Source organism: Lentzea cavernae (genome assembly GCF_014653695.1).
In the GTDB taxonomy this organism is placed as follows: Bacteria; Actinomycetota; Actinomycetes; order Mycobacteriales; family Pseudonocardiaceae; genus Lentzea; species Lentzea cavernae.
On the sequence record NZ_BNAR01000005.1, the window covers coordinates 274,479 to 299,735 of the forward strand.

Below are 25,257 nucleotides of genomic sequence, written 5' to 3' on the forward strand. Positions count from 1 at the left end.
AGCGTTTCCCAGATTAGGCTTGCCCATCTTTCATATCTACGGGAAATCTCATCGTCAACATAACTTGAACCGGCATCGCCATATCTGGCGCCAAGCAGCGCCCGGAATTGGTCATCACTCCTCAATGGATGACTTTTCAGCCTCTAGAATAACCTTCAAGATACGCTCTGCATCCGCAGGATTCACGGCAGTGAACTCAAATCCACGATAGGAAATTCGCGTGGCCTTGCGCACTTCCGCACGCGCTTGAATCCAAGTCCGAAGTGTCAACCAGGCTGCACCCGACAAGACAATCGGAACCACCGTCTCAACGAACGCAACCCCGTCAAAGAATTGACTCTCAAACGGATCACCACTACCGGGAATTTTGCGGACGAGGCCCTCCAGATCTGCTCGATCCTTTACTGGAACACCAACAACACACAGATCAGCCATGGGTGCGATGCTACTTGATGGCGCCAGATGCCCTGTGCCCCACCCAAAGGATTCAGGAGCCTGTGGCAACGGGAGACCCGTTCTGCAGCATCAACTGCATATTTGATTGTCGAGTCATGAACACAACGGCGCCGCCCTGCTCCTCGACTCGTTCGGCTATCCGCACCTGAGGACCTCTGCCACTCGAAAGTCATCGCTGCACTTCATGCGGAGCACTAGGCTCCAGCACTCCATGTCTGCGCCACTTCTGGAAGAGCCGGAACACGGTGGATTCGGCCATGCCGATCAACGAACCGAGCTCCACCTGCGTCAAGTGCACGGCGATGACGTAGACCCCAGGCTTGAGGGCGGTCCCGTGCTCCTCCACCAGTTCGACGAGAACTCTCGCCAACCGACGCGCCAGTGGTTGCGCCATGTCCACCCGGCGGCGCGTCGCCGACCGGAACTTGCCGGTGACAGCGGTGGCGACAACGGACATCGCTGCTCCGTCCTCCGCGAGCACCGCGTTGAAGCGCTCAACCGAGATCTCCCTGGTCCACACCGGACTCCGGCTGCACGCCACGACCGTCGCCGAGCGGACATCACCGTTCAACGCGGCCAGTTCGCCGATCAGGCTGCCACCGCCGCGCACCGCCAGCAAGGCCGCCCTCCCCTTTGGCGGTTCGCTGACGACCTTGACGCAGCCGTCAATCAGGAGGTGCACGCTGTCGGCTCGTTCCCCCTCTCGCAGCAGGACTTCCCCCGCCTTGTAGGTGCGCCACGAACCCACGGCAAGCCAGGCGCCCAATGTGGACCTCGGAATCCTTGCCAGCGCACTGTGACCAGGCCATGCACCCCTGTGCGTGCCGAAAATTACGTCCGCACAGGTCAAGCGGTATGCCGATACTCGTGGAGGACTCCACCGAGACGGTCCCGTCGGAGCACCGCTAGGCGTTCGATCCGGCCAGGTCCAAGGGGCAGGTGCCGGGCTCGCAAGGGTGCTGCGGCGGCGAGTGATCGGTGAGTACGGTGCTCGTTGTAGTGCCGCTCGTACTCACGCAGCGCGCGCCGAAGATGGGCCTCGTTCCAGATCAGCGTGCGGTCTAAAAGCTCGCCGCGCAGCGTCTTGACCCAGCGTTCCATGATCGCGTTCATGCGGGGCACCCTGACGCCGGTCAGGATCGTCGCGATCCCGGCGCCGCCGAGGATCTCGTCGATCAGTGCCGAGTACTTGCCGTCCCGGTCGCGAATGAGGAACCTGATCTGCGCGACGTATCCGCTGTCCTCGAGGTCCATGAGCAAGTTTCGGATCGCCTGGGTGACCCAGGCATGGGTGGGGTGCGCGGTCGTGCCGACTATCCATACACGGCGACTGGCGTGGTGGATGACGGCGAGAATGTACTGGCGCTGGCCGGTCAGCGTGACCGTCTCGATGAAGTCCATCGCCAGGATCGCCTCCGCCTGCGAGCGCAGGAAGTCGACCCAGGTAACGGTTGTCCGGCGCGGGGCCGGAACGACGCCGGCAGTCTTGAGGATCTCCCACACCGTAGAGGCGGCGACCGCGACACCCAGGAGCGCGAGTTCACCGTGGATACGTCGATATCCCCACGACGGGTTCTCGGCCGCCAGCCGTAGGACGAGCAGGCGGATCGAAGCCCCCGTGCGTGGACGTCCGGGCGCCCGATTCACGTTCGCACGGGCATGGCGACCCTTCGTCAAGTCGCGATGCCACCTCAGCACCGTGTCCGGGCTGACCAACAGCCGGAAGCGGCGTAACGCCGCGCGGGTTAAGGGCTCGAGGAAGGCAGCAAGCAACGCCCTGTCGTCAGACCTCAGTCGTGGGCGCTGATCGCCGAGCTGTCTGCGCAGGACCTCAAGCTGATGGCGTAGAGCGAGAATCTCGACGTCCTTCTCACGATCGCTCATGCGCAACAGCCATAACGCAGCGAAGGCGTGGGATACGGCGAGGTAGGTGAAGCGGACCAGCACGGCTGCGATCATGCCGGAGGATGATCGCTAGCATGTCGATGCCTGCTTACCTGCACGGACGTATTTCTCGGCACGCACAAGGTCATCCAGCTCGACCACGTCCAGCACGGTGTCCGGCGAGAGGACCACCGTACCTCCCACCGACAACGGCGCGAAGATCTCGAACACCGACAGGTCGAACGACACCGATGTCGCCGCCAACGTCCCCGCCAGGACCTCCGCTGGAAACACCCGGCGAGCGAACCCGAGTCCGAACCCGTGCCAGGACCGGAGACCACGCCCGTTGCCGAGTCGGTGCCGAGATCGGGCGACGCCGTCGACCTCCCGCCGAGCCGCGACGACGAGGAACGCGGGGAGCTCCCGCCGGCCGCCGTGGTGACGCCCGCCCTCACCGAACGCTGGAGTGTTTCCGCGCGCTGCGGCCGTTGAAGCGCGAGATCCCTCCTTCCGCGACGGCTCAACGGTCCTGGACGAGGTGGCGACCGCGGAGCAGATGGCGAACACCGGGACGTGGTGGCCCATCACCCGGTCGTATCCGGAGCGTTGGCTCGATCTGACCGTCGTCTTGGACGACAGTCCCTCCATGTCGCTGTGGCGGCCCGAGGTCGTCGCGTTCCTCGAGATGCTCGCGAGGCTCGAGGCCTTCCGCACTATCCAGTTCCGCTTGGTCGACGTCGTCCGCGACGGGGAGGGCACGGAGGTCCTGGTGCTGCGCGGTGGTACCCATGGTGCGCCCGCGCGCGACCCGGCGGAGGTGCTCGACGTCTCCGGCCGCAGGGTCATGCTGCTCGTCACGGACGGTGTCGACGGCATCTGGCGGCCAGGCCTGCTCAACCCGATGCTGGCGCGGTGGGCGCGATCCACGCCCGTGAGCGTGCTGCACCTGCTGCCGCAGTGGTTGTGGGGCCGCGGCTCTGTACCGCTGCACCGCGCCAACCTCACCGTGCCGGCCGCGATGCGACCCAACAGCCGCTGGACCTACGACCTTCCCGACGCCTGGCTGAAAGGGGACCCGCAGGCACACCTGCGCACCGGCGCCGTGCCCGTGCCGGTGATCGAACTGCAACCTCGCTACCTGAAGTGGTGGGCACGCCTGATCACCGCGGGCCACCGCGGCCCGGCCGCCGGCACGGTGTCGCTGGCCACCCGCGAGACCACCCCCGCACCGGACGGCGACCTCTCGGCGAAAGAGCACGTCGGCAGGTTGAGAAGCCTTGCCTCACCACCCGCACTACGCCTCGCGGCCGTTCCCGCCCACCCCGAAGTCGTGAAACTCATTCGCCATCGATTCGTCCCAGAGGCGAAAACCGAGCACCTGAGCGAATTGCTCCTTAGTGGAGTTGTGCCCTACTCTCCGGATTCCGGTGATGACAAGTCCCCAGGGGACCCCTCTACCTTCACCTTTCCTGAGAAAGTACGAGAACTTCTGCTCAACGGCACCCGGCGGTCCGAAACCGCGGGCGTCGTCCAAACTGCTGCCGCGGTATTCGGGGATCGAATTCCGGTACTGAGCAAGCTCAGGGACGCCATCGTGGATCCGGACAACGCACCGGACCCGGTGCCCTCACCGTCGAACGCCGCAGAGGTCGGGTTGCAGCGTGCGGTGATGGGGGCTTTGTCGGGTCCGTACCTGTCGCGCGCGGATCGCCTGAGCAATGCGGTGGCGCGCGACGGCGTGCCAGCTTCAACAACCAAGTCCGGCACAACAAGGGTGGCGAGCAAGGAAATGCCCGATGCGGCCGAGCGCACCAGCAAGCCGACGGCATCCGAACCACATGCGCATTCCGTATCGGACGCGGCGCAATTCGCAGGGTCGCGCGACAACGACCTCCCCGAGGTGAGCGGTATGACGGTTCTTCCCGCTTCGAGTTCGCGGACGTTTCACGAGCGAAGGTCGGCTGATCCCCCGATCATCTGGGGAAATGTCCCGCCGCGAAACCCGAACTTCACCGGCCGCGTGGAGCTGCTGGAACAACTGGGCAAACGCCTGACCGCCGGCGGTGCCACCGCAGTGCTCCCGTCAGCGCTGCACGGCATGGGCGGTATCGGCAAGACCCAGATGGCGACCGAGTACATCTACCGCCATCTTCAGGACTACGACCTGATCTGGTGGATCAAGGCGGCCCGCCCGACCCAGATCCGCGCCGGCCTCACCGAACTGGCCCGCCAACTCGGCCTCCCCGGCACCTCCGAGGCGAACACCGCCGTTCGCGAAGCCCTGCGCGTAGACCGCCCGTTCCGCCGCTGGCTGCTCGTCTTCGACGCCGCCGAGAGCCCAGAGGAAGCACGCCCGTTCTTCCCGACCAACGGTCCCGGCGAAGTGCTGATCACCTCCCGCAACCCGGACTGGGCCGGAGTCGCCCGGCCACTGGAACTCGCGGTGTTCGACCGCAAGGAGAGCATCGAACTGCTCGGCAAGCGCGGCCCGGACATCGACGAGACGGACGCCAACGTGCTCGCGGAGAAGCTCGGCGACCTGCCACTGGCCGTCGAGCAGGCCGCAGCCTGGCGCGCGGTCACATGTATGCCTATCAGTGAGTACCTGAGGCTGTTCGAAGAGTCTGTGGCGGAGATCCTCAGCACATCCGCCGAGACGGACTCGTGCTCCAGACCCGTCTGTGCCTCGCGGCGCGGAAGTACAACGAGGGCAAGGAGTTCGCCACGGCAGTCATCACCACTGCGGATTTCCCCGAGGTGGTCGCGCGTTCCCGCCAGGTGCGTGCCGAGCTGCATCTCGCCACCCGCGAGAAGACGGAAGCGCTGCGCGACCTACTCGCTGCCGAGGAGCAGTTCCGCTCGATCGGCTGTGACCACGCTGCGGCCACCTGCTGGTGGGCAATCGCCAAGATCGACTCGACCAGGCTGGTGAGTTTCCGGCTGAGCGCTGCCGATTTGCGACAGCTCGAAGACCTCGCGTCTGATCCCCGCGACCGGCGGCCGGCCGTGCTCGTCCACGAGGAGCGGAGGGTCACGAGGCTCGGCCTCCGGCTCATGCCGACTGGGCACACCTCGTCGACCGCGTACAGCACGTCTGACTTCGACGCCCAACAGTCCGGCGGATCGATCAGAAGGTCCGCCTGTATCCCCCACAAGGGGCAACGACGTGTCCGTTGCCTCCGGTTCGCGTCCCGGTTTCTGTCCCGCCTCGCCGGAGATGCTCACCCCAGGCTTCAGGGAGAGGCCGGAGACGGAGATGAACGACATGGCGCTTGACCAACTATGTGCCCTTTACCGGCCCAACGGGCCGGTGACACCGCACGAGGTCGTTCCCTCGGAGGAGGACGCAGAGTTGGTGATCGCGTTCGTGGCCGTGGGCAGGGACCTGAGCTTCTGCGGCAGCGACGGGTTGTCGGGGTGAACGTCGAAGGAGCGGAGAGGCTCCGTCCCAGGGTCAAGTTCGAGCACCGGCCGGTCCGCCACGGATGCGATACCGTCCGGATCGGCAGTGACATCGAGGGGATCGGAATCGACGTCCGTGACGTGGACGGCTGGTTGTGGGCGCTGCTGACGCTTCTCGACGGTTCGAGGACAGTCGAGCAGGTGGTCAACAACCTCGTCCCCCGCTTCCCCGCTCACCCGGAGAGCCATGTGCGCAAGGCTGTCCGCTTCTTCGCTGCAGCCGGCTACCTCGAGGACGCCGACGAGGCTGACCCGGCTGGACTCAGCGACAGCGAACGCGACCGCTACAGTCGCGGTCACTCGCTGATCCGTTGGATGACGCGCACCTCGTTCCGATCGACCTGGGAAGCGCAGCTCCGGCTGCGGGGCGCACGGGTGACTGTGATCGGAGTCGGTGGCGCTGGAGCAACCGCTGCTCTGGCACTCGTGATGTCGGGTGTCGGACATGTGCACTGCGTCGACCGCGACCACGTCGAGTTGTCCGACCTCAACCGGCAAGTCCTCTACACGGAACGCCACATCGGCTGGCCCAAAACGGACGCTGCTGTGGAACGGTTGCGGGAGTACAACTCCGACGTACTCGTCACCGGCGAGCAGACGACCATTGATGGCGTGGATGTCCTACGACGTTTCGCCGCGTACAGCGACGTTCTGGTGCTCACAGCCGATCGGCCCGAGGATATCCGGTCGTGGGCCAACCAGGCATGCCACGCAACCAGGACACCGTGGGTGTACGGCGGCTATGTTGGGCCGCGACCCACCGTCGGCATCTACCTGCCTGGCGTCGGGCCTTGTTACGACTGCGGGCGGGCTGCCGAGCGCGAGCGCCTCGCGGCACTCCCACCACGGACGTCCTGGTCACCGTCTGCGGGCGTCGCGCACTACGCCGCCGCCAACGCCGTGACCGCCGGCATGGCCGGGCACCTGATCGCGCACGCCGCGATGTCCACGATCACGGGAATACCCGAGTTGCCCACCAACTGCCAGTACACCGTCAACCTAGTGACACTGAACGACATCCACCGGATCGGGCCGGCCGAGCCGAGGCCCGACTGCCCCACCTGCGGCCGCAGCGCTTGAATGATCTCATTCCCTCAGATCGGCCCTCGTACGCAACTCCTCGGCATGCGGATCCCCGAACCTGCGGAGGATGGCTTCGGCAGCGCTCAGGTGACGCTTCGCCTCGACAGGTTCTCCTGTGCTCTCGAGAGAAAAAGCCATGAGCTCCATGGGCAGGGAGATTGCTACACCGACGCCTCCGTGCCGTTCGTACAGGGTGATCGCGTCGTGGCAAAGCCGGATCACCGCGTCGTGACGTCCGAGCCCCTGCCACGCCAGTGCCGCGTCGCACAAGGCCAGAGCCTCACCGACAGGATCAGCGAGTCGCCTGCGCAGTTCCAGCTCCCGGTCAGCGTGCCTCAACGCTTGCCGATAACGACCGAGCCGACTGCTGAGCTGACTCAGGTTGCACTCGACCACGGCTTCCGCCCACTCCCCCGCACCGCGCGCCAATGGCAACGCTTGAATGTAGCGCTCCCACGCTTCCAAGTACCTGCCGCGCCGCTTGCACGTCAACCCGATGCCGCACAACGCTTCCAGAACGCGAATCGAGTCATCCGAAGCCTCGGCCATGCCAAGCACCCGGCCGTAGTCGGCATCGGCGTCCTGCCAACGCCCGAGGTTCTGGTACGTGTCCCCGCGTCGGCACAAGAGCACCATCTCCCGTTGCCGGTCCCCGAGAGCTCGCGCGGCGGCGACCCCGATCGTCTCCGCCTCCAGACGCAACGGCAACGCGCCTGAGCCGGCCACGGCGAGAAACCGGACCGCGGCCGCCAGGGCAATCACGGGCTGGTGGATGCTGAGGGAGGCGGCCTCGTACAGCGCGGCGATCAACGTCGCCCGTTCCGAGGTCAACCATGCCAACGCCACCGCGCGATCAGGCAGATCGAGAGGCGGGCCGACCGGAGCAAGGTCCACGTTGGCTCGGGACGGCCCCGGGAACGCCACCTCGTCGGCGGCCTGTGCTGTGGCCGCGTACCAGACGAGCAAATGGGAGAACGGCGTCCCGCAGTCAGGTTCGTCGTGAAGCGCGCGTTCCCTGGCGTATACGTGCAGAAGATCGTGCATGCGGTACCGCCTCGAGTCCTCCGCCCGTTCGATCAGGTGCAGGTCGACCAGCGCCTCGAGACATCGGTACGCGACCTTGTAATCGACGTTCGCCAGGACAGCGGCGGCGTGCACACCGAACTCCGGTCCCGGATGCAGGCCCAGCAGCCGAAACAACCGCGCATGCCGGGACGGCAGTTTGGCGTACGACCAGTCGAAAACCGTACGCACGGCGCTTCGCTCGTCATGCGGCACGTCGAGAGCGCCCAACCGATCTTCGGCAATCTCGGCCACCACACCTTCCACCGCGCCACGCCGGTGGGTCACCACCCGGCTGGTCGCGATGCGCAGAGCAAGGGGAAGACGACCGCACAGTCCGATCAGGACGGCCACCGCGTTCTGCTCCAGATCCGCCTGGACCGTGCCCACAATCCGGCGCACCAACGCGACCGCCTCCGGCTCGGAAAAGATCCCGACCTCCACCAGAACGGCACCGTCGTTGACAATCAAGCCAGCCATTCCGCCCCGCGCGGTCACCACGGCGGCACAGCCGGGCGAGCCAGGGAGCAGAGGACGGACCTGCGCAGCCGACCCCGCGTTGTCCAGCACCACCAACACTCTTCGCTGAGCGAGCAACGACCTGTAGAGCCCAGCCCGCGCGGCGCCGTTCACCGGCACGGCGTCCGGGGGCACGCCCAGAGCGAGCAGGAAGTCGGCGAGCACCTCGTCCGGGTCAAGTGGTGAGCCTGATCCGTGCCCGCACAGGTCCGTGAACAACGTGCCATCAGGAAACCTCTCCTGTGCGCGGCTCGCCCAATACACCGTTAGAGAAGTCTTGCCGACTCCCGCCATTCCCTCGACGACCACCACCGGCCCTGCCGGTTCGTCGCCCTCAGGTTCGAGCAACGCGTCGAGTGCGGCCAGTTCCCCGCCACGACCGGTGAAGTCACGAGCGACTCGCGGCAACTGACGCGGTATGGGCACTTCCGATGCCGGACGGGGCGTGGGCAGCACCAGGTGGCCGATGCTCTCGACCTGAACCACCGCTCCGGTCACGTTGCCGACGACCCGGTTCCACACACGGCCCTTGTCGCTCATACGTTGCACGTTCCACCGCAGCGACCCGTCACACGACCGCTGTCCGCAGGACTCCACCCAGTCGGACGAGCGAGGCACTAGTGTCCTGAGTCTTTAATTCGGCATCAGCACTAGGTTGTGCTGGTGCCGAACCCGAAATTGGTGCCGCTGACCTTGTCCGATGACGAGCGTCGAGTCCTGGAGGGCTGGACGCGTCGGCGAACGACCGCGCAGGCGCTGGCGTTGCGAGCCCGGATCGTGCTGACATGCGCCGAGACCGGTGAGTCGAACACCGTTGTGGCGCAACGGTTGAACCTGGGCCGTCAGACGGTGGCGACCTGGCGGGCCCGGTTCCTGCGCGACCGGTTGGACGGGTTGTCGGACGAACCGCGGCCGGGCCGTCCGCGCACGATCACCGACGATCAGGTCGAGCAGATCGTGGTCACGACACTGGAGAGCAAGCCGGCCAACGCGACGCACTGGTCGACCCGATCACTGGCCACACGGGTCGGGATGTCGCAGTCGGCGGTCTCACGGATCTGGCGGGCCTTCGGCCTCAAGCCGCACAAAATCGACACCTTCAAGATCAGCAAGGATCCGCTGTTCGTGGACAAGGTCCGCGATGTCGTCGGCCTCTATCTCGACCCGCCCGCGAAAGCGGTGGTGTTGTGCGTGGACGAGAAAACCGGAATCCAGGCACTGGACCGCTCGGCGCCCGTACTGCCGATGCTGCCCGGGGTTCCCGAGCGACAGAGTTTCGACTACATCCGGCACGGCACCACCAGCCTGTTCGCCGCGCTGGAGATCGCCACCGGACAGGTGATCAGCGCGGTGAAACGCCGTCACCGGCACCAGGAGTTCCTGGCGTTTCTGCGCACCATCGACCGCAACGTGCCCGCCGGCCTGGACGTCCACGTCATCCTCGACAACCTCAGCACTCACAAGACACCCGCGGTGAGGACATGGCTGCTCAAGCATCCACGCTTCCACCTGCACTTCACCCCGACCAGCTCGAGCTGGCTCAACCTGGTCGAACGCTTCTTCGCCGAGATCACCGTCAAGCTGCTGCGCCGGGGCGTCCACCGCTCGGTCACCGCACTGGAGAAGGACATCCGCAGCTGGATCGAGCAGTGGAACACCAACCCCAAGCCCTACGTCTGGACCCGCACCGCAGACCAGATCCTCGAGTCCCTCGCCGCCTACTGCCAGCGAATTAACGACTCAGGACACTAGGTCAGGCCGTCCAGCAATGCCCGGATCTCGGTCGCCTGGTGGCGCACACCGTCGTCGGTGAATCCATACAACGCCTCTAGCGCGCGCTCCCACCACTGCCTCGCCCCGCACGGATCTCCCAACGTCCGGCGGATCTTCCCGATCTCGCGCATCACCATCGCTTCCCGCTGCCGATCCCCGATCTCGGAGAGCACGGCCAGCGATCGGCGATGGCAGTCGATCGCTTCGTCGAACTCCTCCAGCGCCGCCAGCGCCACCCCCAGATGGTTGAGAGTGACTCCTTCTCCCCTGCGGTCCGAAGACTGCTCATAGAGAGGCAGCGCCTGCCGGTGGCAGCCAACCGCGTCGGCGTACCGTCCCAGGTCGCGGTGGGCCAGGCCCAGGTTGTTGAGGGTGTCGCCCTCGCCCTGGGGATCACCGACCTCACGCCGGATCAGCAAAGACCTGGTCAGACAGTCAACAGCGTCGTGCCACCGCAGCAACTCCCGGTACACCACTCCGAGGTTGTTCAGGGTGATGCTCTCGCCTCGGCGATCTGCGGTCCTCTCGCGGATCGCTAGAGCGCTCTCGTAGCACTCGACCGCGTCCTCAAATCTTCGGATCGCCCAGTAGGACGCCCCCAGGTTGTTCAGAGCGGTCGCTTCTCCCAGCAGATCCTTCTCCGCGCGGCGAAGGTCGATCGCCTGCAGGTAACAACCGATGGCGTCGTCGAACCGACGAAGCTCCCGGTAGGCCATGCCGAGGTTGTTCAAGGTCATTCCCTCGCCGGGGCGGTCGCCCGTATCCCTTCGGATGGCGAGCGCCTGGAGGTGACAGGCGATGGCCTCGTCGAACGACCGGGTGAACCGGTACGCGTGCCCGAGGTTGTTCAAAGCCGAACTCTGCGCGCGGACGTCGCCCTCTTTGCGGGCCGCCGCCAACGCCAGTTGCTGGGTCGCAACCCAATCCGCTGGGTGCTTCTTCAGCACGAAGTACGGATCAATCTGCTCGGCGATCGAATACGCAAGCCAGTTGTGTCCTCCCTCATGGGCGCGCGCGACCGCACCGACCAAAGCGTCCCGCTCGGCCTCCATCCACGCCAATGCCTGCTCGCGGCCGCCGAACCGCGCCGACCTGGCAGTGGCCGCCGCGCGTCGGTCGAGGTGGTCGGCTGCCGCATGGGAAACCTTCAAGTAGTGGTCGAGCAGCCGCACCAACGCCTCGTCACGCTCTTCCGGCGAGTGCTCTTGGTTGACACGTTCGCTGGCATACAAATCGATCAGATCGTGGAAACTCCACCAGCCTCGTGCCGTTGCGGAGTCGATCAGGTGGGCACGTTGGAGCTCTTGCAGCAGTCGACGCGCGTCACGTGATGTCAGTCCTCCCAATGCGCTCGCCGCTTCGCTGCTGACATGTCGACCGGTCTTCAGGGACAGCAACTTGAATAGGCGGGCCTGCTCGGGGGTGAGCCGTTCGTAGGACAGGTCGAAGGCAGCACGTACGGCGAGCGCGCCGCCGTAATCCAGTGTTCTCAGGCGACTACTGGAACTCTCGAGCTCCTCCGCCAGTTCGGCGACCGGCTGCGCGGGATCGGAAGCCAGCAACGCCGCGCAGATTCGCAGCGCCAGCGGCAGATAGCCACACAACCGCGCCACCTCCGCGGCGGCGTCCGCTTCGCCAGCGATCCTCACATCTGCCGGCAACGCCGAACGCAGATGTAAGTCCAGCACGGCGATCGCGTCCGCGGGCGCGAGGACGTCCACGGTCAGCAGGCGAGCGTTGTCGAGGTCAGCCAGCCGGTTGCGGGTGGTGATCAGCAGCCGGTGTTCAGAGGTACCTGGTATGAGCGCGCGCACCTGTTCACTGCTAGACACGTTGTCCGCGACGATTAGCAGACGCTCGCACTTCGCGGTACGGTCGGCCAGCGCGGCGCGGTAGCGCACCTCCCTGTCCTGGCCGTCGACCGGAATCCTGTCGGATGGCACGCCTAGCTGCAGCAACAGAGCGAGCAGCGCCTCCTCCACGACCAGGGGGATCGGAGAGTATCCGCGCATGTCGAGGAACAGCACGCCGCCGGTGAACCAGCCAGCCTCCAGCACCTCGTGCGCCACGAACACGGCGAGGGTGGTCTTACCGACACCAGCCAGTCCGCTCACCGCGGTGCTCACCATGACAACATCGGTCGAGGAGCCCGGCGAAAGCGACGCTCGCAGCGCCGTGAGGTCGTCTTCACGCCCCAGCAACAACGGCCGCTGAGGCAGGCTCACCACCACACCAACCGGCCAGTTGACGACGACGGGCAGGTCCAGTGTGGGATCAGCGCTCAGGATCCGCTGGTGCAGGGTGCTGAGCGCGAACGACGGCTCGACGCCTGACTCGTCGCGAAGCCTCGCGTAGAACTTCCGATAGGCCTCCAACGCGTCTGACGGGCTACCAGCCCGGTAGGACGCCAACATGTAGAAGCACACCAGGGCCTCGTCCTCCGGCCAGTCGGCCAGCGGCTCCCTAATCTCGCCGAGCACCTGCGTGTGCCGTCCCAACTCGAGCTCCGCCTGGATCAACAGCCCCCAGGCCTCTCGGCGCTGACGCTTGAGGTGGGCACGATGCTCAACCACCCAGGCCACATCGTCGTTCAGGTTCTGAAGAGCCTCTCCCCGCCACTCCCCCAGAGCCGCACGGACCTCACGCACGACATGTTCAGGGTCGGCATGGCCACGCGCGCTGTCCAGGCGGGCACGGAACCGCAGATGATCCACTTCGCTCTCGTCGACGACGAGCTTGCTCGCCTCGCGAATCCTCGGCAGGCCCACGGACTCTCGGAACGTCTCCCGCAGCACGCGCCTCAAGCTCTTGATGTAGTCGGCGAGTCCGTCCTTCGGCGGCCGACCAGTCCAAAGATCGGACTCCAAGGATTCCTTCCGAACCTCGCGGTTGGCGTTGAGCAACAGCAGCGCGAGCAGGGCTCGGTCCCTCTGGCCTCTCAGTGGCACAAGGCGGTCCATCTCGTCGCGAATCTCCACCGGCCCCAACAACCGAAAGCCCATTCGACACCCTCCAGTGCCACGTGCGTAGCTGCTGTGCTGTTTGCGGAACCAACCGCGCTGGCTGACGAGGACCAGTACCTCGTCGCGGCGTACCAGCAGACCGCGATGATCGTTCGGACGCCAGTGAGCGTGCCGCAATGTGGGCACCACTGCGGAAGCCTGGTCGCGACGGCTGACCACCACCGAATGGTCTCATCTGGAACTGTGGAGTTACCGGTGCTGCGCATGCTTGCTGGGACATTCTGTTGAACCATCGTCCCTCACGGCGCCCACAATCATGCCCTGAGTACAACAGAACAAGATCACTGCGGCTCAATGCATGAGTGCGGAGTTCTGAAACCCACACGAACAGGGCACCGACCTCCAGGGCCTGCGGCTCAAGGCCAAGCCAGGAGCACGAATCCGGCTCAGAACGATGACGTCATAAGAGTAGACACGAGCGAACCACAGCCTTCCCCTACTTCGCCGGTGAGGCCGACGGTGTGTTCCTCGGCTTCCAGCTCGTCGCGCAACGCGGCTGCGAACCCGGCCGCGTCGTCGACCACGAGGACCTTCATCGGTCCGACCATGCCCTGTGCGTCAGCAGCCACACGCAACTCGCCCAGGCGATCCCGGAGCAGTAGCCGACCAGCACGTCGAAGACGTAGTGCACCAACAGTGCGACGCGGGAGAACCCGATCAGTGCCACGGCCGGCCCGGCGAGACCGCAGAGGTAGATCTGCCCGGTGCGGTTGAGCTCGCCCGCGAAGACGACGAGCAGCACTGTCGCGGCGACCGCCGCCGACTGGGCGTGACCGCTGGGGAAGCTGAGCCCGTTCGCGTGCGCCACCGGGTCCGCCACGACCGGGCGTTGGCGGTGCACCACTGCCTTCAGCAGGCTATTGAGCAGGCCGCCGCCGATTTCCGCGACGGCGACGAACACCGCCTCGCGCCATCTCCGCCGGTACAGCAACCAGCCTCCGATGGTCGTGAACAGCACGACGTAGACCGGCGCGGAGCCCTATGCGTGCCGGAAATTACGTCCGCACAGGTCAAGCGGCATGCCGATACTTGCAGAGGACTCCGCCGAGATGGTCGCGTCGGAATGCCGCGAGGCGTTCGATCTGGTCAGGCCCGAGGGGCGGGTGCCGGGCTCGCAAGGGTGCTGCGGCGGCGAGGGATCGGTGGGTGCAGTGCTCGTTGTAGTGCTGCTAATACTCATGCAGCGCGTTGTGCGTGCCGAAAACTACGTCCATGCAGGTCAAGGCAAATGGCGATACACGCGGATGACTCCGCCGAGAAGATCATGCGGGTCTATGACAACCCGCTCGATCTGAGCGGGTTCCCTAGCCAGAGGCCGACCTTGCATAGGGTGAGGCCAGCGAGCGGTCGGGGGCTCGGCGCTCGCTGTAGCGCCGCTCGTACTCACGCAACGCCTGGCGCAGATGGGTCTGATTCCAGATCAGCGGGCGGTCGAACAGATCAGCCCGAAAGATTGATTAGTGTCGACTGGCCCTCTATACTAGGTTCGAGCTATCCAATAGCGCATGAACACACAAACTGCGCAAGCTTGCTACATATGGGGACTCAAGTCCCCTCGGACATTCTCTTACCCCACGGGATTCACCAGAATCCCGTGGGGTAATTCATATTTCGGCCACTTTTACGCCAACACACCAATCCAACGCGAGCGCTGGCTGAACTGAACGACGAGCAGGTTCCACAGTTTTCAGCATTAGTGGTGCGGGTCGAATTTCAAGACGGTAATCGTCATAGTGAATCTGCAGGCGTTGCTCGCGGACTTGATTGACCAACTCTTCACCCACACCTTCCTGCACGGGCCCAGCGGTCCGCGCGGGTCACCACGGCGGCGAGACCGTCGAACGCCGCCGCGTCCGTGCCGCGCCACTGGTTGGCGAGCAGTCGGGCGCACGCGCGCTCGACCTCGACCACCGCGAGGGTGCCCGCACATTTGTCCGCGACAGCTCGTGCACGCGACCGACGAAGTGCTCCGGTGCCGGAGGCAACTGCTTCGGGAGGATTCCCGGCTCAGCGACCGAATGGATGTGCACGCTCCCGTGAATGGAGTGGGCCTGGACCAGGGCCCCCACAACCCCCATGACGCTGTTGACGACTTCTGGTGTGGTCGGAGTTGAACGGCCTTCATCGACCACGGTACCCCCAACGATGAACAGCAGAACCCTTAAGTGTACCGGCGATCCGCATCCTTCGGTGCCGTGGTCGGTTCAGTCGCCCAGGTCGAACTGCAGCCGCATTGATCGGCCGGCGACACGGTAGTAGCGCATTCCTCCAGGCTCTAGAGGATTCGGGAGGACATGGATTCTGCGCCTCGCCGGATCCAGGACGTGCGTCACGAAGACGATGAGGTACTGCTCGTACGGAGCCAGGTCACCTGCTCTGCGAACCTCGGACTCGCCCAAAGCGAGCTGCGGAACGTCATCTGTGGTGGACTTGACCTCGAACAGCCAGGTCGTTTCCGGTGTCGCAACGCGGAAGTCGTAGCCGAGGCTGTCGTCGCCCCTGCCGTCTGCGAACACGTCGGCGCGGAATCCTGACTCCCAGGTGTCTTCGGGAGGCAACCCGAACCGGTGGCGCAGCCACTCCGCTACGAACGCCTCTCCGGCGAGCCCGATCGTCCTTAACTTCTCGGGAGGTGCGCTCGTCGCGCGCCACGAGCCGATCCGGCGACCGCCGGGCTGCGACGCGCCGCCCGCGGCAGGCGCCACGAGCAACGTCGTCGGTGATGCCGCTACCGCCAACGCCGTGTCAGGGATGTCCCGGCGCACCTCCTCGATGAGTTTCATCAGGTCTGCCGGTTCGTCGCTGAAGGTGTGGGCTCCGTAACGCACGTAGGTCGCTTCGCGGTGGCGGAAGTCGCGGTCCTTTTGCAACCTCACGGCCGCATCGGCGATGTCCTGTTCTGACAGGGAGAGGTCTGCCCTGCTGGTGGTAAGCGGCATCGCGGCGGGCCAGCGGGTGTGGGCTCGCAGCCACGCGAGAACGTCGTGCGGCTTGAGTCGGCCGAAGTCCAATCGCCCTGCCGAGGTCATGGCTTCGACCACCGTTCCGGCGTCCCCTGGTCGTGGTCCTTCGCCGCCGGAGTTGCGGTGCAGCCATGCTTCGACGAGAACTCTGACGTTGCCGATGACGCTGGTGATCGTCCGGCGGCCGGCGTCGCGCAGATCGTTCACCGGAGGCAACGCCTCCTGAACGTTTTCATTCTGTGGACACACCTCGTCGAGCCATGCGTCCATCTGCCTCCCGGGCAGATCCGCCGGTACATCCCAGAAGCCGTCCAACCAGGCGTCGTCCGGTCGGAGTCCCGGCAGATCTCGAAGACGGAGGTAGTCGGCCAGCGACTCTCCGTGACGTGCGGTCGGGATGAAGCGGTCGCGGAGCCGGTCAAGCAGCTCAGCTCGGTGTTGCTGGACGTACGCGTCAAACTGCCGTTGATGTCCGGCGGCGTTGTGCAGCGCGGGCAGCCCCATGGCGCGGAGTCCGGCGTTGGCGGCGGAAAGGTCCACGTTCAGGTACAGGGTGGCCTCCAGGAGGTCGCCCTTCTCCGCCAGCTCTAGGACAGCCTCGGCCTTCTCGGTCCGTTCCGAAAGCCAGGAGTGCAGCTCGTCGCGGGTCGTGAACGGCGCGCTTATTCCCTGCAACTCCTCGGCAACCGCGATGTCGATGCATGCCAGAACAGCAACAACCGCCGAGACGTCGGACCGTGCGGCGGAGCTTTGGAGCGCGAGTCCTTCCAGATCGTCGAGCGCGATTCGGAGAGTTCTCGCGAGATCGTTCCTCGTCGGCGTTCGATCCCCGCACTCGCGCTGCAGGTCGAGCAGCGCCAGCCGGATGCTGTCCGCGATCAACGGCATTTCGATGAGCTCTGCCAAGGCCGCGCTGGAGGCCTGCACGACCGCCCACGGTCGCGCGCCGTCAACTCCTGCGACCACCGCACGCGCCGAGGCGTCGCTGACCAACAGAAACGAGCGGGGTCCCGACCGATCGTCCACATGATGGCCATCGACAACGGTGTTGACGGAGTCGGCGACCACCACGGTGACGGCGTCTAAGCGTCGTGCTGCTTCGGACAGCTGCTCCGCCGACACAGACGCAAAGCCCTGGTACTGAAACTCCATGACCGCAAGCACCAGCAACGGCAGCCAATCTCCGCCTACCTCGTGAAGGGGGCGGCACGGCGCCGTGGCCGCGGAGACACCATCGACCAGGACCTCGATGCTCGCGGCCGCTGTGCTTTGCAGCCGCGAGATCCCTTTGTCCTGAAGAAGTGTCCGCACGCGCCTGGCCAGCCGGCGGTCCCGGATCGCGAGCACCGGTACCGGTGCCTGGCGCAGCAGTCTCTCCTGTGCTGTTCCATCTTCCTCGCAGGCATAAACGACCTCGTCGCCCTCGTTCAGGTCCGTCAGCGCCAAGCGGCCTTGCGTACTCACCACAACGGTGTGCGGTGGCGGCTGTCCGTTCTTGCAAAGGTCGCGCCACGCCGTCTCGTAGGCCTTGCGCACGGCGGTCATCAGCTGCCCCCGAGTGCCTACGCCATGAAGGTGGACGAGTTCGTGCAACTCGAGCAAGCGCTCAGCGGCGCTCGCGGCATCGTCCCAGAATCGTGCGCCCACCTTGGCGAGCCGCTTCAGAACGCGCGGTGTGGCGAGGTTCCGGAAGGCGGCCGGCTGTGCTCGGAGATAGTCCGGCGTCTCGGCGTCGCGCAGCATCCAGGCTTCGCTGAGTGGCATCAAGGTGACCGTGGTGCGCTGGCCGGGTGTCGTCTGCGGCATCCAGGAAACCGTGGCGAGGAACGCGGCGATGAAGGTGGGCCAGGCGACCTGAACGCCGTCCGAAGAACGTCCGAAGTGGAACTCCAGCGCCTTGTCCGGCCACGTGTCGAGGCCACGGAAGACGAGCTCGGCGTACCACCTTCGGGTCTCGTCATCAAAGCTGTCCCAGTCCCGCTGTCCCGGAAGCACCGCCACACCTGTTGTCGGTGAGTACGGAACTCCGAAGAAGGTCGGCTGCCGCTTCGGCCACCGATCGGCGATTTCTCGCCACCGCGCTTGATCAGCCTCACTCATCGCGACGTTGAAGTGACCGGCGGTACGAGGATTCGCCACGCTGTTGCCCGGACTGAGGAAGGACCGCGCAGGAAAGTAGCGGGGCGCGAGGCCGTGCTGTGCGCCCAGAAGTTCAACGAACCTCAGCAGGTCGTCACCATCCACACGGGACCTGAGAACTTCCTGCGGGGAGACCAAAGTGTGGCTTGCGATGTCCGCCAACGGCTGCGACACCTGTCCCCCGCGCGCGACGAGCCTGGCCAGCAACCGGTCGGTGTCGGCGGCAGGCCCTTCCCAGCCTGTTCCGAAGTAGGTCTCCCCCGCTTCGCTCCAGCCGCTCGTCGTGGGGAGCAACAAGCGGGCCTGCTTCATCACCTCCGCGGCGATCTCTCGCACGGCGCCACGCCAGACGTCAAAGGCGAACCGCAGGCAGGCCTTCCGTGAGTCGTCGTCCTCGGGCCCGCGCATCGCTTGACCGACAACTTCGATCAGGGCGTCGGTGCGGTACTCGCGGACGAGGTTCTGCGCATCGAGCCAACCGCGGCCAGGCCGCCGTCGGCCATCGCTGTTCAGCCACGGGACATCAGCAGGCATGAACGCCAGCCGGTCTCGCACCGCTGCCGACAGAGGGCCCGCGCCGGTAGTCCCCTCACCGTGCACGCGGCCGAAGTACACAGTCCTCGAGCCGCTGTCGCCCCCGGCAACCAGCAGGTCGCCGTCTTCGCCGATCAGAACATTCCGACCGGACAACGCCTTTCCGTCGGGAACCGCCGCGCTCAGGTCGTCGTACAGGTCAGCCCACGCCGCAAGGCCAACCTTGCGGTCGACAAAGGACTCTGCGAGAAGTCCAGCGAACTCAGCCAGCTCTCCCTGCCTGGGAACGATCGGGATATTGAGGCCCGCTGCCAGGTCTTTAATCCGGGCGGTGCGCTCCGGGCCGAGGTCCGGACGTATCAGCTCGTCGACGCCCGCTGCGGCAACGGCCTCGGCGGTGAACACCGTTCCACTGAGGTTCCAGAGCCAGCCGGCGTTCAGCTCGACCCTTCCCGCCGAGCCCAGCGCCGGTAGTACGGGCAACTCTTCCAGAGCGACGTCATGGTCCGCCAAGGCCGCCTTCAAGCGCGGCAGCGCCTGGGCGGTCCAGCACGTCAGATCGAGCAGTACCTCGTCGGGCAGGTCCAGCTCGCCGCTGCAGGCGGCTGTGATCGCGTCCGCGCACAGCCGGGCGACCTCGTTGAGCAGGAAGCTGTTGAGGGGAAGCGACTCGTTCAGGCTGCGTCGATCGAGCCGGGCGAAGAAGGGAGCGTTCACGAACGCCGGGAGCGGCCCGCAGGCTTCTGGCCCCATCGGGAGGAACGTGTACAGGCGGCCTTGTGGCAATGCCTGTCCGAGAGGCACTGCGACGCTGACCTCACCGTCTCCCTCCCAGCGCTCCCATCCCGAACTGAGCCGTCCGTCGATCCTGCTGCGCTTGATGGCCTCGGTTATCGCGGGCTCGGGGATGGTTCGCCGCAACACCAGGAACTTCGTGTCGTCCTGGACCGTCGCTTCATCGACGGTGATGTCGTCCACGCCGGGCAACGGCACGATCGACCGCGTCAGAAGCTGTCCGTCTTCCGAGCCGTCAGCATCACGCCACCAGACCAAGATCTCCCCGACTCGCTCCAGGAAAAGGTGGAAGGGGACGTCCCCAGAGACCAGTTCGACGAGCTCGGACTTGGCACGATCCATCGCGTGGACGGAGCGAATCGGCAAGCGAACGACCGTCGAGAAACCACGTTGTGCGAACGCCTCGACGTGGGGCGGCACGTCGGGCAGAGGAAACGGAACCTTCAATGTGGCGACGTTCTCCCGCAGCTCGTCAGCCAAGCCGACGCGATCCGGAGCCACCGAGGCCGCGAGGTCGTCGAAGTCGGCTGGTCTGGCGAAGCGAAACCGGTAACCGTCGAATCGTCCCGCGCCCTCGTGAACGGCGCTGTACACCTCCGGGCTCTCCGAGAGCTGCAGCACGCTCTTGAAACCTACGCCCTTGTTCCCGATGCCCTGATCCGGCCGCTTGCTGCTCATCGCCACCCGGCACATCGAGGTAAAGTCCCGGTCCGCCAAAGGACTGCCCTCGTTGGCGACGTAAAGAACGCCGTGCTCGCCTTCACACGCATCGAGGAACAGCTCAAGCTTGCCGTCCGTGCGATCGGCGTCATGCGCATCGTGGCCGTTCTGCAACAACTCAACGACCGTGCGTCCGTCGTAGTCCGACGCGATGATGCCCTCGATGAACTCCTTCTGCTCGCGGGTAGCGGGCTGGCCGAGCTCCACTCCCGTGAGGTACAGGCGCACCACGCTCTCGGCCTGCGCCAAGACCCTTAAGGCAGTTCCGTCCACAGATCGATCATCCGCCGAGTCCACGCACCAGGCATCGACAAGACTCATCACGGCGTTACTCACAGTCCGGCCTGCCAGCCCAGACCCGCGCGCACGTCAGCAAAGCCTCGCGACACACTCAGCCCGGCAGAACGCCGGGCGGTTGGCTCCGCCAACGAGAACCGCGACCCGCCGTCAAGGCAGCCACCACACGCTGTTGCTGTGCGATAGCGTGTTCTCAGGCAGACCGCATTGCCCGCCTTCAATCGCCTCCTCGCGTTGACTGGACTACTGAAACCGCTGCCAGCCCGACATCGTCAACGGAACGCGTCACCCAGCCGGTAGGTCAGAGCCACACCGTCAGGCCAGCCAACGCGTACAAAGGCATCGAGCAACGAATGAATCGCGGTAAGCAGATCGGCGTTAGAGGTCAGGTGGTCGCGGAACTCTGCGAGATAGCGTTTGATGAGCTCAATTACCACGTCCGATGCCATCGGGTCGTAGGTGTAGGCGTCACCAGACTTCACGTAGTCCTGGACCAGATGCAGAGCCCGAGCAGGTTCGACCGGCGCCAGATGCGCCAGTGTCCCGACAGCGTGGTGCACGGTCGAAGGGCTCTTGAACCCGATCAGCAGAGCCAGCGCGGCGAACGCCTCGCGGGCGAACCCGGGATCAGGGTCCCGAGCCGGCTCGTCACCGTTCGTGTGCGCACCTGACGCGAAGTAGATCTCAGAGACCAACACATCGGCACACCGGTGCACATACCGGGCTGTCTGATCCGTAGCGCGCAACTGCTCGAGCGCCGCCGCGCCAAGCTTCAGCAGGTCGAACGCACGAGTGCGTTCCTGGGCCCAGTCGTCACCGAGCCTCAGCCACGGCTGAAGCAACCGCACCACCTGCATCGCTGCATCGGTGTCCGAGGGAGACCCGAACCAGCTGCGAGCCAGTGCGGTCGCAGTGGGCGTCTGCCATCGCAAAGCCAGATATAGCGCCAAATCGCCGAGCGCGTCGACACGGTCGTCGTGGCCTTCGCCGGTTTTCGCCTGTAGCACAGTCCGCCAGTGCTCGACGTCGAGCACAGCAGTGAGCATGGCGTCGACCCTCTCATAAAACGAGTCCCGGAACGTCGCAATCCGCCGCATCAACACCGCCGCCACCTCAGGATGCCGCTCAGCAAGCAAGCGTATGCGGAGAAGTTCCAGGCTTTCCGACTCGCCGTCGCCGAGAAACTCCACGGCATGTGCGGCGTACCACCGGATCACTGGGTCTCCGTCAGCTAAGGCGTCCAGCAGGCGGTACCTGATCTTCTCGCCATGCTCTGATGATCGCCAATCCGCGCTGCACCACAGGTTGACGAGTCCAGATGTCGCCCTGCGACGGGATGTGGGGGTCCAAGACATCATTGTTGTTCCACCGCTCCGTCCTCGGAGGACGTCGTCTCCGCGGCCGCCAGGCAGAGCTTGACGACGAGCTCGCCCAGTGGTGTACCGGGTTTCGGTCGGCGATGTGCGACGAGCACGTCGGCCGCCCAGATGACGAGGCTTTCGGTGTACTCCTCCGGCTCGTCGTGGACAGCGCGCCACAACTCGGCCTCCAGCGCATCAACCAAGCGTGGTTCCGCATCGTCGACGCTTGCTGCGTCGATCGCTTGTTTGAGCGCTTCGTCGACCGCGTGTGCAGGCAACGGCACCGCTGCTTCATCCACGTCAACGACAGTGAGCGGGAGTTGCTCGGCGACCACAGTTAGCTCGGCAACCTCGGTTAGCTCGACAACGTTGTCCGCCACGTCTACAGGAAGACTCTGGATCGCCGCGACTAGAACGCCGTGTTCCGGCGGCGAGAGTCGTGATGCCGCGGCCCGCACAAGTGCGCAGGCGGACTCGCGCGTGCCCGAGTGGACGAATAGCCCGCCAGCCAGCAAGGCGGGAACGAACGCGCGGCCCAGTACATCGAAGTTCTCGGCGGCCGCGTGCAGAACTCCACTCCAGGCCTCCGGGTGCCTGATCGATAGCACGACGGCAGTCACGAATCGGTCAGCATCGGCGCCGGACATCTTGCTCGCCCGCATGGCCTCGGTGAAAGCGGCCACGATCGTCGGCGACTCGCGAGAGACGGTGTGTCTCAGCGACCCCACCACCACGTCGACACGACCGCTGGCCGCCCCTGCCTCCACCGGATAGGACGAAGCGGACGTGAGCAGATACGGCGCCTCGGCAGTGGTCACAGTGGCCAGCACCGGAACAGCTCGCTCAAGTCCCACCGCAGCGAGGTATGCCTCGAACTTCTGTCCGATCAACCACTTGAGGTGCGCGACATCCTGCTTACGTGTGCTCGTGATCGCCACAACGCCCTGCGACACCGGTGTGACTGCCTCGCTGTCATCATGAAGACGCCAGGACGACAGCAGCACGTCCTCTGCTAACTGAGCGTCCGCTGTAGCGATCAGCGCGATGTTGTCCACGTAGAAGTCGAGGTAGCGCGTGAGCCATCCGCCCATGATCTCCGGGGTGAGTGTGCGTCGTAGGACGTTCGCCGGTTCAGGGCTCACCCCCAAGGTCCGTGGCAGGTAGCGCGCCACCTGCTGCCCGTACCATTCGCGTTCGGCAGGCTGTCGCAGCGCGGCCGTCATCAACCTGACCAGGAACGATGCTCGGTCCTCGGCCCCGGAAACGCCCGGCCCGAGCGGTTCCAGGTCGTCCAGGGCGCGCATCAGCCGGAGAGACTGGCTTGCGAGGTCGTGGTCGAATTCGCTGGCGAGGCTCGTTCCCACGGCGGCCAGGATTGAGGCCCACAGCGTCGTTACGCCACGAACGTGCTCTTTCACCCTGTCCTCGACGGCACTCATCACTCCCGCGATCCAGCCGATGATCGCGCTGTACTCAGGACCAGCCGGTAGCTCGGTCATCCACCGCAGGTCCTCGCTGCGACGTGCTTCGCGCACCAGCACGGATGCGGCCGCGACGCCAGCGATGCTGTGACCCGCTTCGGCCAAGCCGATCATCACGTGCGAGAACGCCTGCCGAGTGTGGTCGGCGTGCCACACGGCAGCCACGTGGAGGTCGATGCTGGGACGCGCAACCAGCACGAGGTTCGGATCCCCGTCGAGCGCATCGCGAAGCCGCGACCGGTCGCCCTCGGCCAGTAGCAGCGCCGCGACGGCGTAGTCGAACAGGACGTGGTGGGAGAACACCAGCATCTCTGTTCCTCCCACCGCCAGCCGCGCCTGGCTCTCCCTCAGCACGCCATCGCGCAGCACCGCTCGCCGGGCGGCCAGTAACGACTCCGGCACGACCGACGACGGCACCCGCAGCGCCCGCTGCCTCACCATCTCCTGGCTCACCGCACCCAATACCCGGCCGCGTTCCTCGCCGTCCGGCTGGTCCAGCACCCGCGTGCGCCAGTACCGCTGGAGCAGGTCGAGCCGATCGCGTGCGGTCACCGGCTCGGCGGCCGGAAGCAGCTGACACGCGAGCCTGAGGTTGAATGGGTTCCTGACCAGCCGAAGGAAGTCCTCGTCGGAGTGCTCGACGATCGCCCGGACAGTGGAGTCCGCGGCCGCCAGCCGTTCGAGGTCCTCGACGGAGAAGTCGCCGAGGACGATGTGCCTGACATCGCGGAGTTCCGGGTCACGTCGTGCGCGACGTGCCGAGATCGGCACCCCGGCGAACGCGTTGCGCCACACCGTGGCATAGCGAAGATCGAAGCGGCGCATCGTCGCGATGGTCCGCCAGCGAGACCCGTTCAAATCGCCGACAAGGTTCGCTAGCCAGGTGAGCGAACCCTGCCTTGATGCGTCCAGCCCGTCGATCAGCAGCGTGCCACGCCCTTCACTCTGCCAGCCGTTGAGCAACTCGAGCGCAGGGCGAGTCAGTGTCACGTCGCCACGCACCGGTCCAGGTGCCTCGCCAAGGGTCTCGGCCGTCAGCAGCACGACGTCCTCGTCCTGTCGCCGCAAGTGCTCCGCGATCCCGTGCAACGCACCGGACTTGCCGCTGCCGGGCTCCCCGGTGATCACGAAGCTGCCCTCAGTGCGGAGCAGCTCTTGCAGCTCGGCACGGTTCACCTGGGATCGGCCAACACCACGAGTCGGAAGTTCACTGTGGTCTGCCAGGGCTCGTAGATTGGCTTCGGTGACGTCACGCAAGGTCCGAATGTCGTCCTGGCCGCTCTCGGCGGGCATGGCGTAGGCGGTGAGTGCGCCGCTGAGAAGGGTGACCCCGGCCACCACGAACCACGTCCACGGCTTGCTGTCGGCGTCGGTAGCCAAGTTGATGAACGTCCCTAAGGCACTGGTCAGTACCGCAGAACCCAATCCGAATAGCCATCTGCGCACTGCTTGGTCGCACCTCCCCCGACACGGCGTGTGCCGATGACCACTCCTTCGGCAGCCGATCCGCATGCGTTACCACGAATGCTGATAGTGCGGGCGGCGCAGTCTGCAAGCCGTGTGCGTGCCGAAAATTACGTCCGCACAGGTCAAGCGGCATGCCGATACTCGTGGAGGAGTCCGGCCGAGACGGCCCCGCCGGAGTACCACGAGGCGTTCGATCTGGTCAGGTCCAACGGGCTGGTGCCGGCTCGCAGGGTGCTGG

The 25,257-nt window shown here is 65.5% G+C and carries 16 protein-coding genes; 5 read left to right on the forward strand and 11 right to left on the reverse strand.

Features of this window, described 5'->3' with window-relative positions:
• Nucleotides 1-114: 114 nt before the first annotated feature.
• From IE307_RS18765 to IE307_RS46795, 4 genes are all read right to left on the reverse strand, one after another.
• Entirely contained in the window at nucleotides 115-435 is a 321-nt protein-coding gene (locus IE307_RS18765) for a hypothetical protein (RefSeq protein ID WP_191299264.1), read from the reverse strand.
• Nucleotides 436-625: 190 nt separating this feature from the next.
• Nucleotides 626-1,204 (reverse strand): Crp/Fnr family transcriptional regulator, encoded by a 579-nt coding sequence (locus IE307_RS18770; protein WP_268250387.1) that lies wholly within the window; start codon nucleotides 1,202-1,204, stop codon nucleotides 626-628.
• A 98-nt stretch (nucleotides 1,205-1,302) separates the two neighbouring features.
• Nucleotides 1,303-2,415: an integrase core domain-containing protein gene (locus tag IE307_RS18775; RefSeq protein ID WP_229904843.1), complete on the reverse strand. Its 1,113-nt coding sequence runs from the start codon at nucleotides 2,413-2,415 to the stop codon at nucleotides 1,303-1,305.
• Nucleotides 2,416-2,430: 15 nt separating this feature from the next.
• Nucleotides 2,431-2,634 carry a hypothetical protein gene (locus IE307_RS46795; protein WP_229904844.1) on the reverse strand — a complete coding sequence of 68 codons (204 nt, stop codon included), beginning with the start codon at nucleotides 2,632-2,634 and terminating at the stop codon, nucleotides 2,431-2,433.
• A gap of 27 nt (nucleotides 2,635-2,661) precedes the next feature.
• Between IE307_RS46795 and IE307_RS46800 the strand changes: the two genes are divergently transcribed.
• The 4 genes from IE307_RS46800 (at nucleotide 2,662) to IE307_RS18785 (ending at nucleotide 6,882) form a co-directional block, all read left to right on the forward strand.
• Complete coding sequence (locus IE307_RS46800) at nucleotides 2,662-2,832, forward strand: hypothetical protein (RefSeq protein ID WP_229904845.1); 171 nt, start codon at nucleotides 2,662-2,664, stop codon at nucleotides 2,830-2,832.
• A gap of 46 nt (nucleotides 2,833-2,878) precedes the next feature.
• Nucleotides 2,879-5,272, forward strand: a complete 2,394-nt coding sequence (locus IE307_RS18780; RefSeq protein ID WP_229904846.1) for an SAV_2336 N-terminal domain-related protein — start codon at nucleotides 2,879-2,881, stop codon at nucleotides 5,270-5,272.
• A 333-nt stretch (nucleotides 5,273-5,605) separates the two neighbouring features.
• The gene (locus IE307_RS46805; RefSeq protein ID WP_229904847.1) at nucleotides 5,606-5,761 is read left to right on the forward strand and encodes a hypothetical protein; all 156 of its coding nucleotides are present in this window, start codon (nucleotides 5,606-5,608) and stop codon (nucleotides 5,759-5,761) included.
• Entirely contained in the window at nucleotides 5,758-6,882 is a 1,125-nt protein-coding gene (locus tag IE307_RS18785; protein ID WP_229904848.1) for a HesA/MoeB/ThiF family protein, read from the forward strand. Before IE307_RS46805 ends, IE307_RS18785 begins: the two co-directional genes overlap by 4 nt.
• Before the next feature lie 6 nt (nucleotides 6,883-6,888).
• On the opposite strand, the gene IE307_RS18790 is transcribed toward IE307_RS18785, so the two are convergent.
• Entirely contained in the window at nucleotides 6,889-9,006 is a 2,118-nt protein-coding gene (locus IE307_RS18790; RefSeq protein ID WP_191299267.1) for a tetratricopeptide repeat protein, read from the reverse strand.
• Between the two features lie 123 nt (nucleotides 9,007-9,129).
• On the opposite strand from IE307_RS18790, the gene IE307_RS18795 reads away from it, so the two are divergent.
• Entirely contained in the window at nucleotides 9,130-10,218 is a 1,089-nt protein-coding gene (locus tag IE307_RS18795; RefSeq protein ID WP_191299268.1) for an IS630 family transposase, read from the forward strand.
• Here the strand turns inward: IE307_RS18795 and IE307_RS18800 are convergent.
• From IE307_RS18800 to IE307_RS18825, 6 genes are all read right to left on the reverse strand, one after another.
• Nucleotides 10,215-13,421: an AfsR/SARP family transcriptional regulator gene (locus tag IE307_RS18800; RefSeq protein WP_191299269.1), complete on the reverse strand. Its 3,207-nt coding sequence runs from the start codon at nucleotides 13,419-13,421 to the stop codon at nucleotides 10,215-10,217. The genes IE307_RS18795 and IE307_RS18800 overlap by 4 nt on opposite strands.
• A gap of 227 nt (nucleotides 13,422-13,648) precedes the next feature.
• On the reverse strand, nucleotides 13,649-13,798 hold the full coding sequence (locus tag IE307_RS18805) for a hypothetical protein (RefSeq protein ID WP_191299270.1): 150 nt from the start codon (nucleotides 13,796-13,798) through the stop codon (nucleotides 13,649-13,651).
• Nucleotides 13,795-14,220 carry a phosphatase PAP2 family protein gene (locus IE307_RS18810; RefSeq protein ID WP_191299271.1) on the reverse strand — a complete coding sequence of 142 codons (426 nt, stop codon included), beginning with the start codon at nucleotides 14,218-14,220 and terminating at the stop codon, nucleotides 13,795-13,797. The genes IE307_RS18805 and IE307_RS18810 overlap by 4 nt, the downstream gene beginning before the upstream one ends.
• 1,246 nt (nucleotides 14,221-15,466) lie before the next feature.
• On the reverse strand, nucleotides 15,467-20,662 hold the full coding sequence (locus IE307_RS18815; RefSeq protein WP_191299272.1) for a sacsin N-terminal ATP-binding-like domain-containing protein: 5,196 nt from the start codon (nucleotides 20,660-20,662) through the stop codon (nucleotides 15,467-15,469).
• Nucleotides 20,663-20,982: 320 nt separating this feature from the next.
• Nucleotides 20,983-21,927: a hypothetical protein gene (locus tag IE307_RS18820; protein WP_191299273.1), complete on the reverse strand. Its 945-nt coding sequence runs from the start codon at nucleotides 21,925-21,927 to the stop codon at nucleotides 20,983-20,985.
• A gap of 137 nt (nucleotides 21,928-22,064) precedes the next feature.
• Nucleotides 22,065-24,998, reverse strand: coding sequence for an NACHT domain-containing protein (locus IE307_RS18825; protein WP_191299274.1), 2,934 nt, complete (start codon nucleotides 24,996-24,998; stop codon nucleotides 22,065-22,067).
• Nucleotides 24,999-25,257 lie beyond the last annotated feature (259 nt).

Excerpts from the sequence above, each read along its gene's own strand:
- IE307_RS18765 (WP_191299264.1), bottom strand. The coding sequence starts at position 435 with ATGGCTGATCTGTGTGTTGTTGGTGTTCCAGTAAAGGATCGAGCAGAT.
- IE307_RS18775 (WP_229904843.1), bottom strand. The coding sequence starts at position 2,415 with ATGATCGCAGCCGTGCTGGTCCGCTTCACCTACCTCGCCGTATCCCAC.
- IE307_RS46805 (WP_229904847.1), top strand. The coding sequence starts at position 5,606 with ATGGCGCTTGACCAACTATGTGCCCTTTACCGGCCCAACGGGCCGGTG.
- IE307_RS18790 (WP_191299267.1), bottom strand. The coding sequence starts at position 9,006 with ATGAGCGACAAGGGCCGTGTGTGGAACCGGGTCGTCGGCAACGTGACC.
- IE307_RS18805 (WP_191299270.1), bottom strand. The coding sequence starts at position 13,798 with ATGAAGGTCCTCGTGGTCGACGACGCGGCCGGGTTCGCAGCCGCGTTG.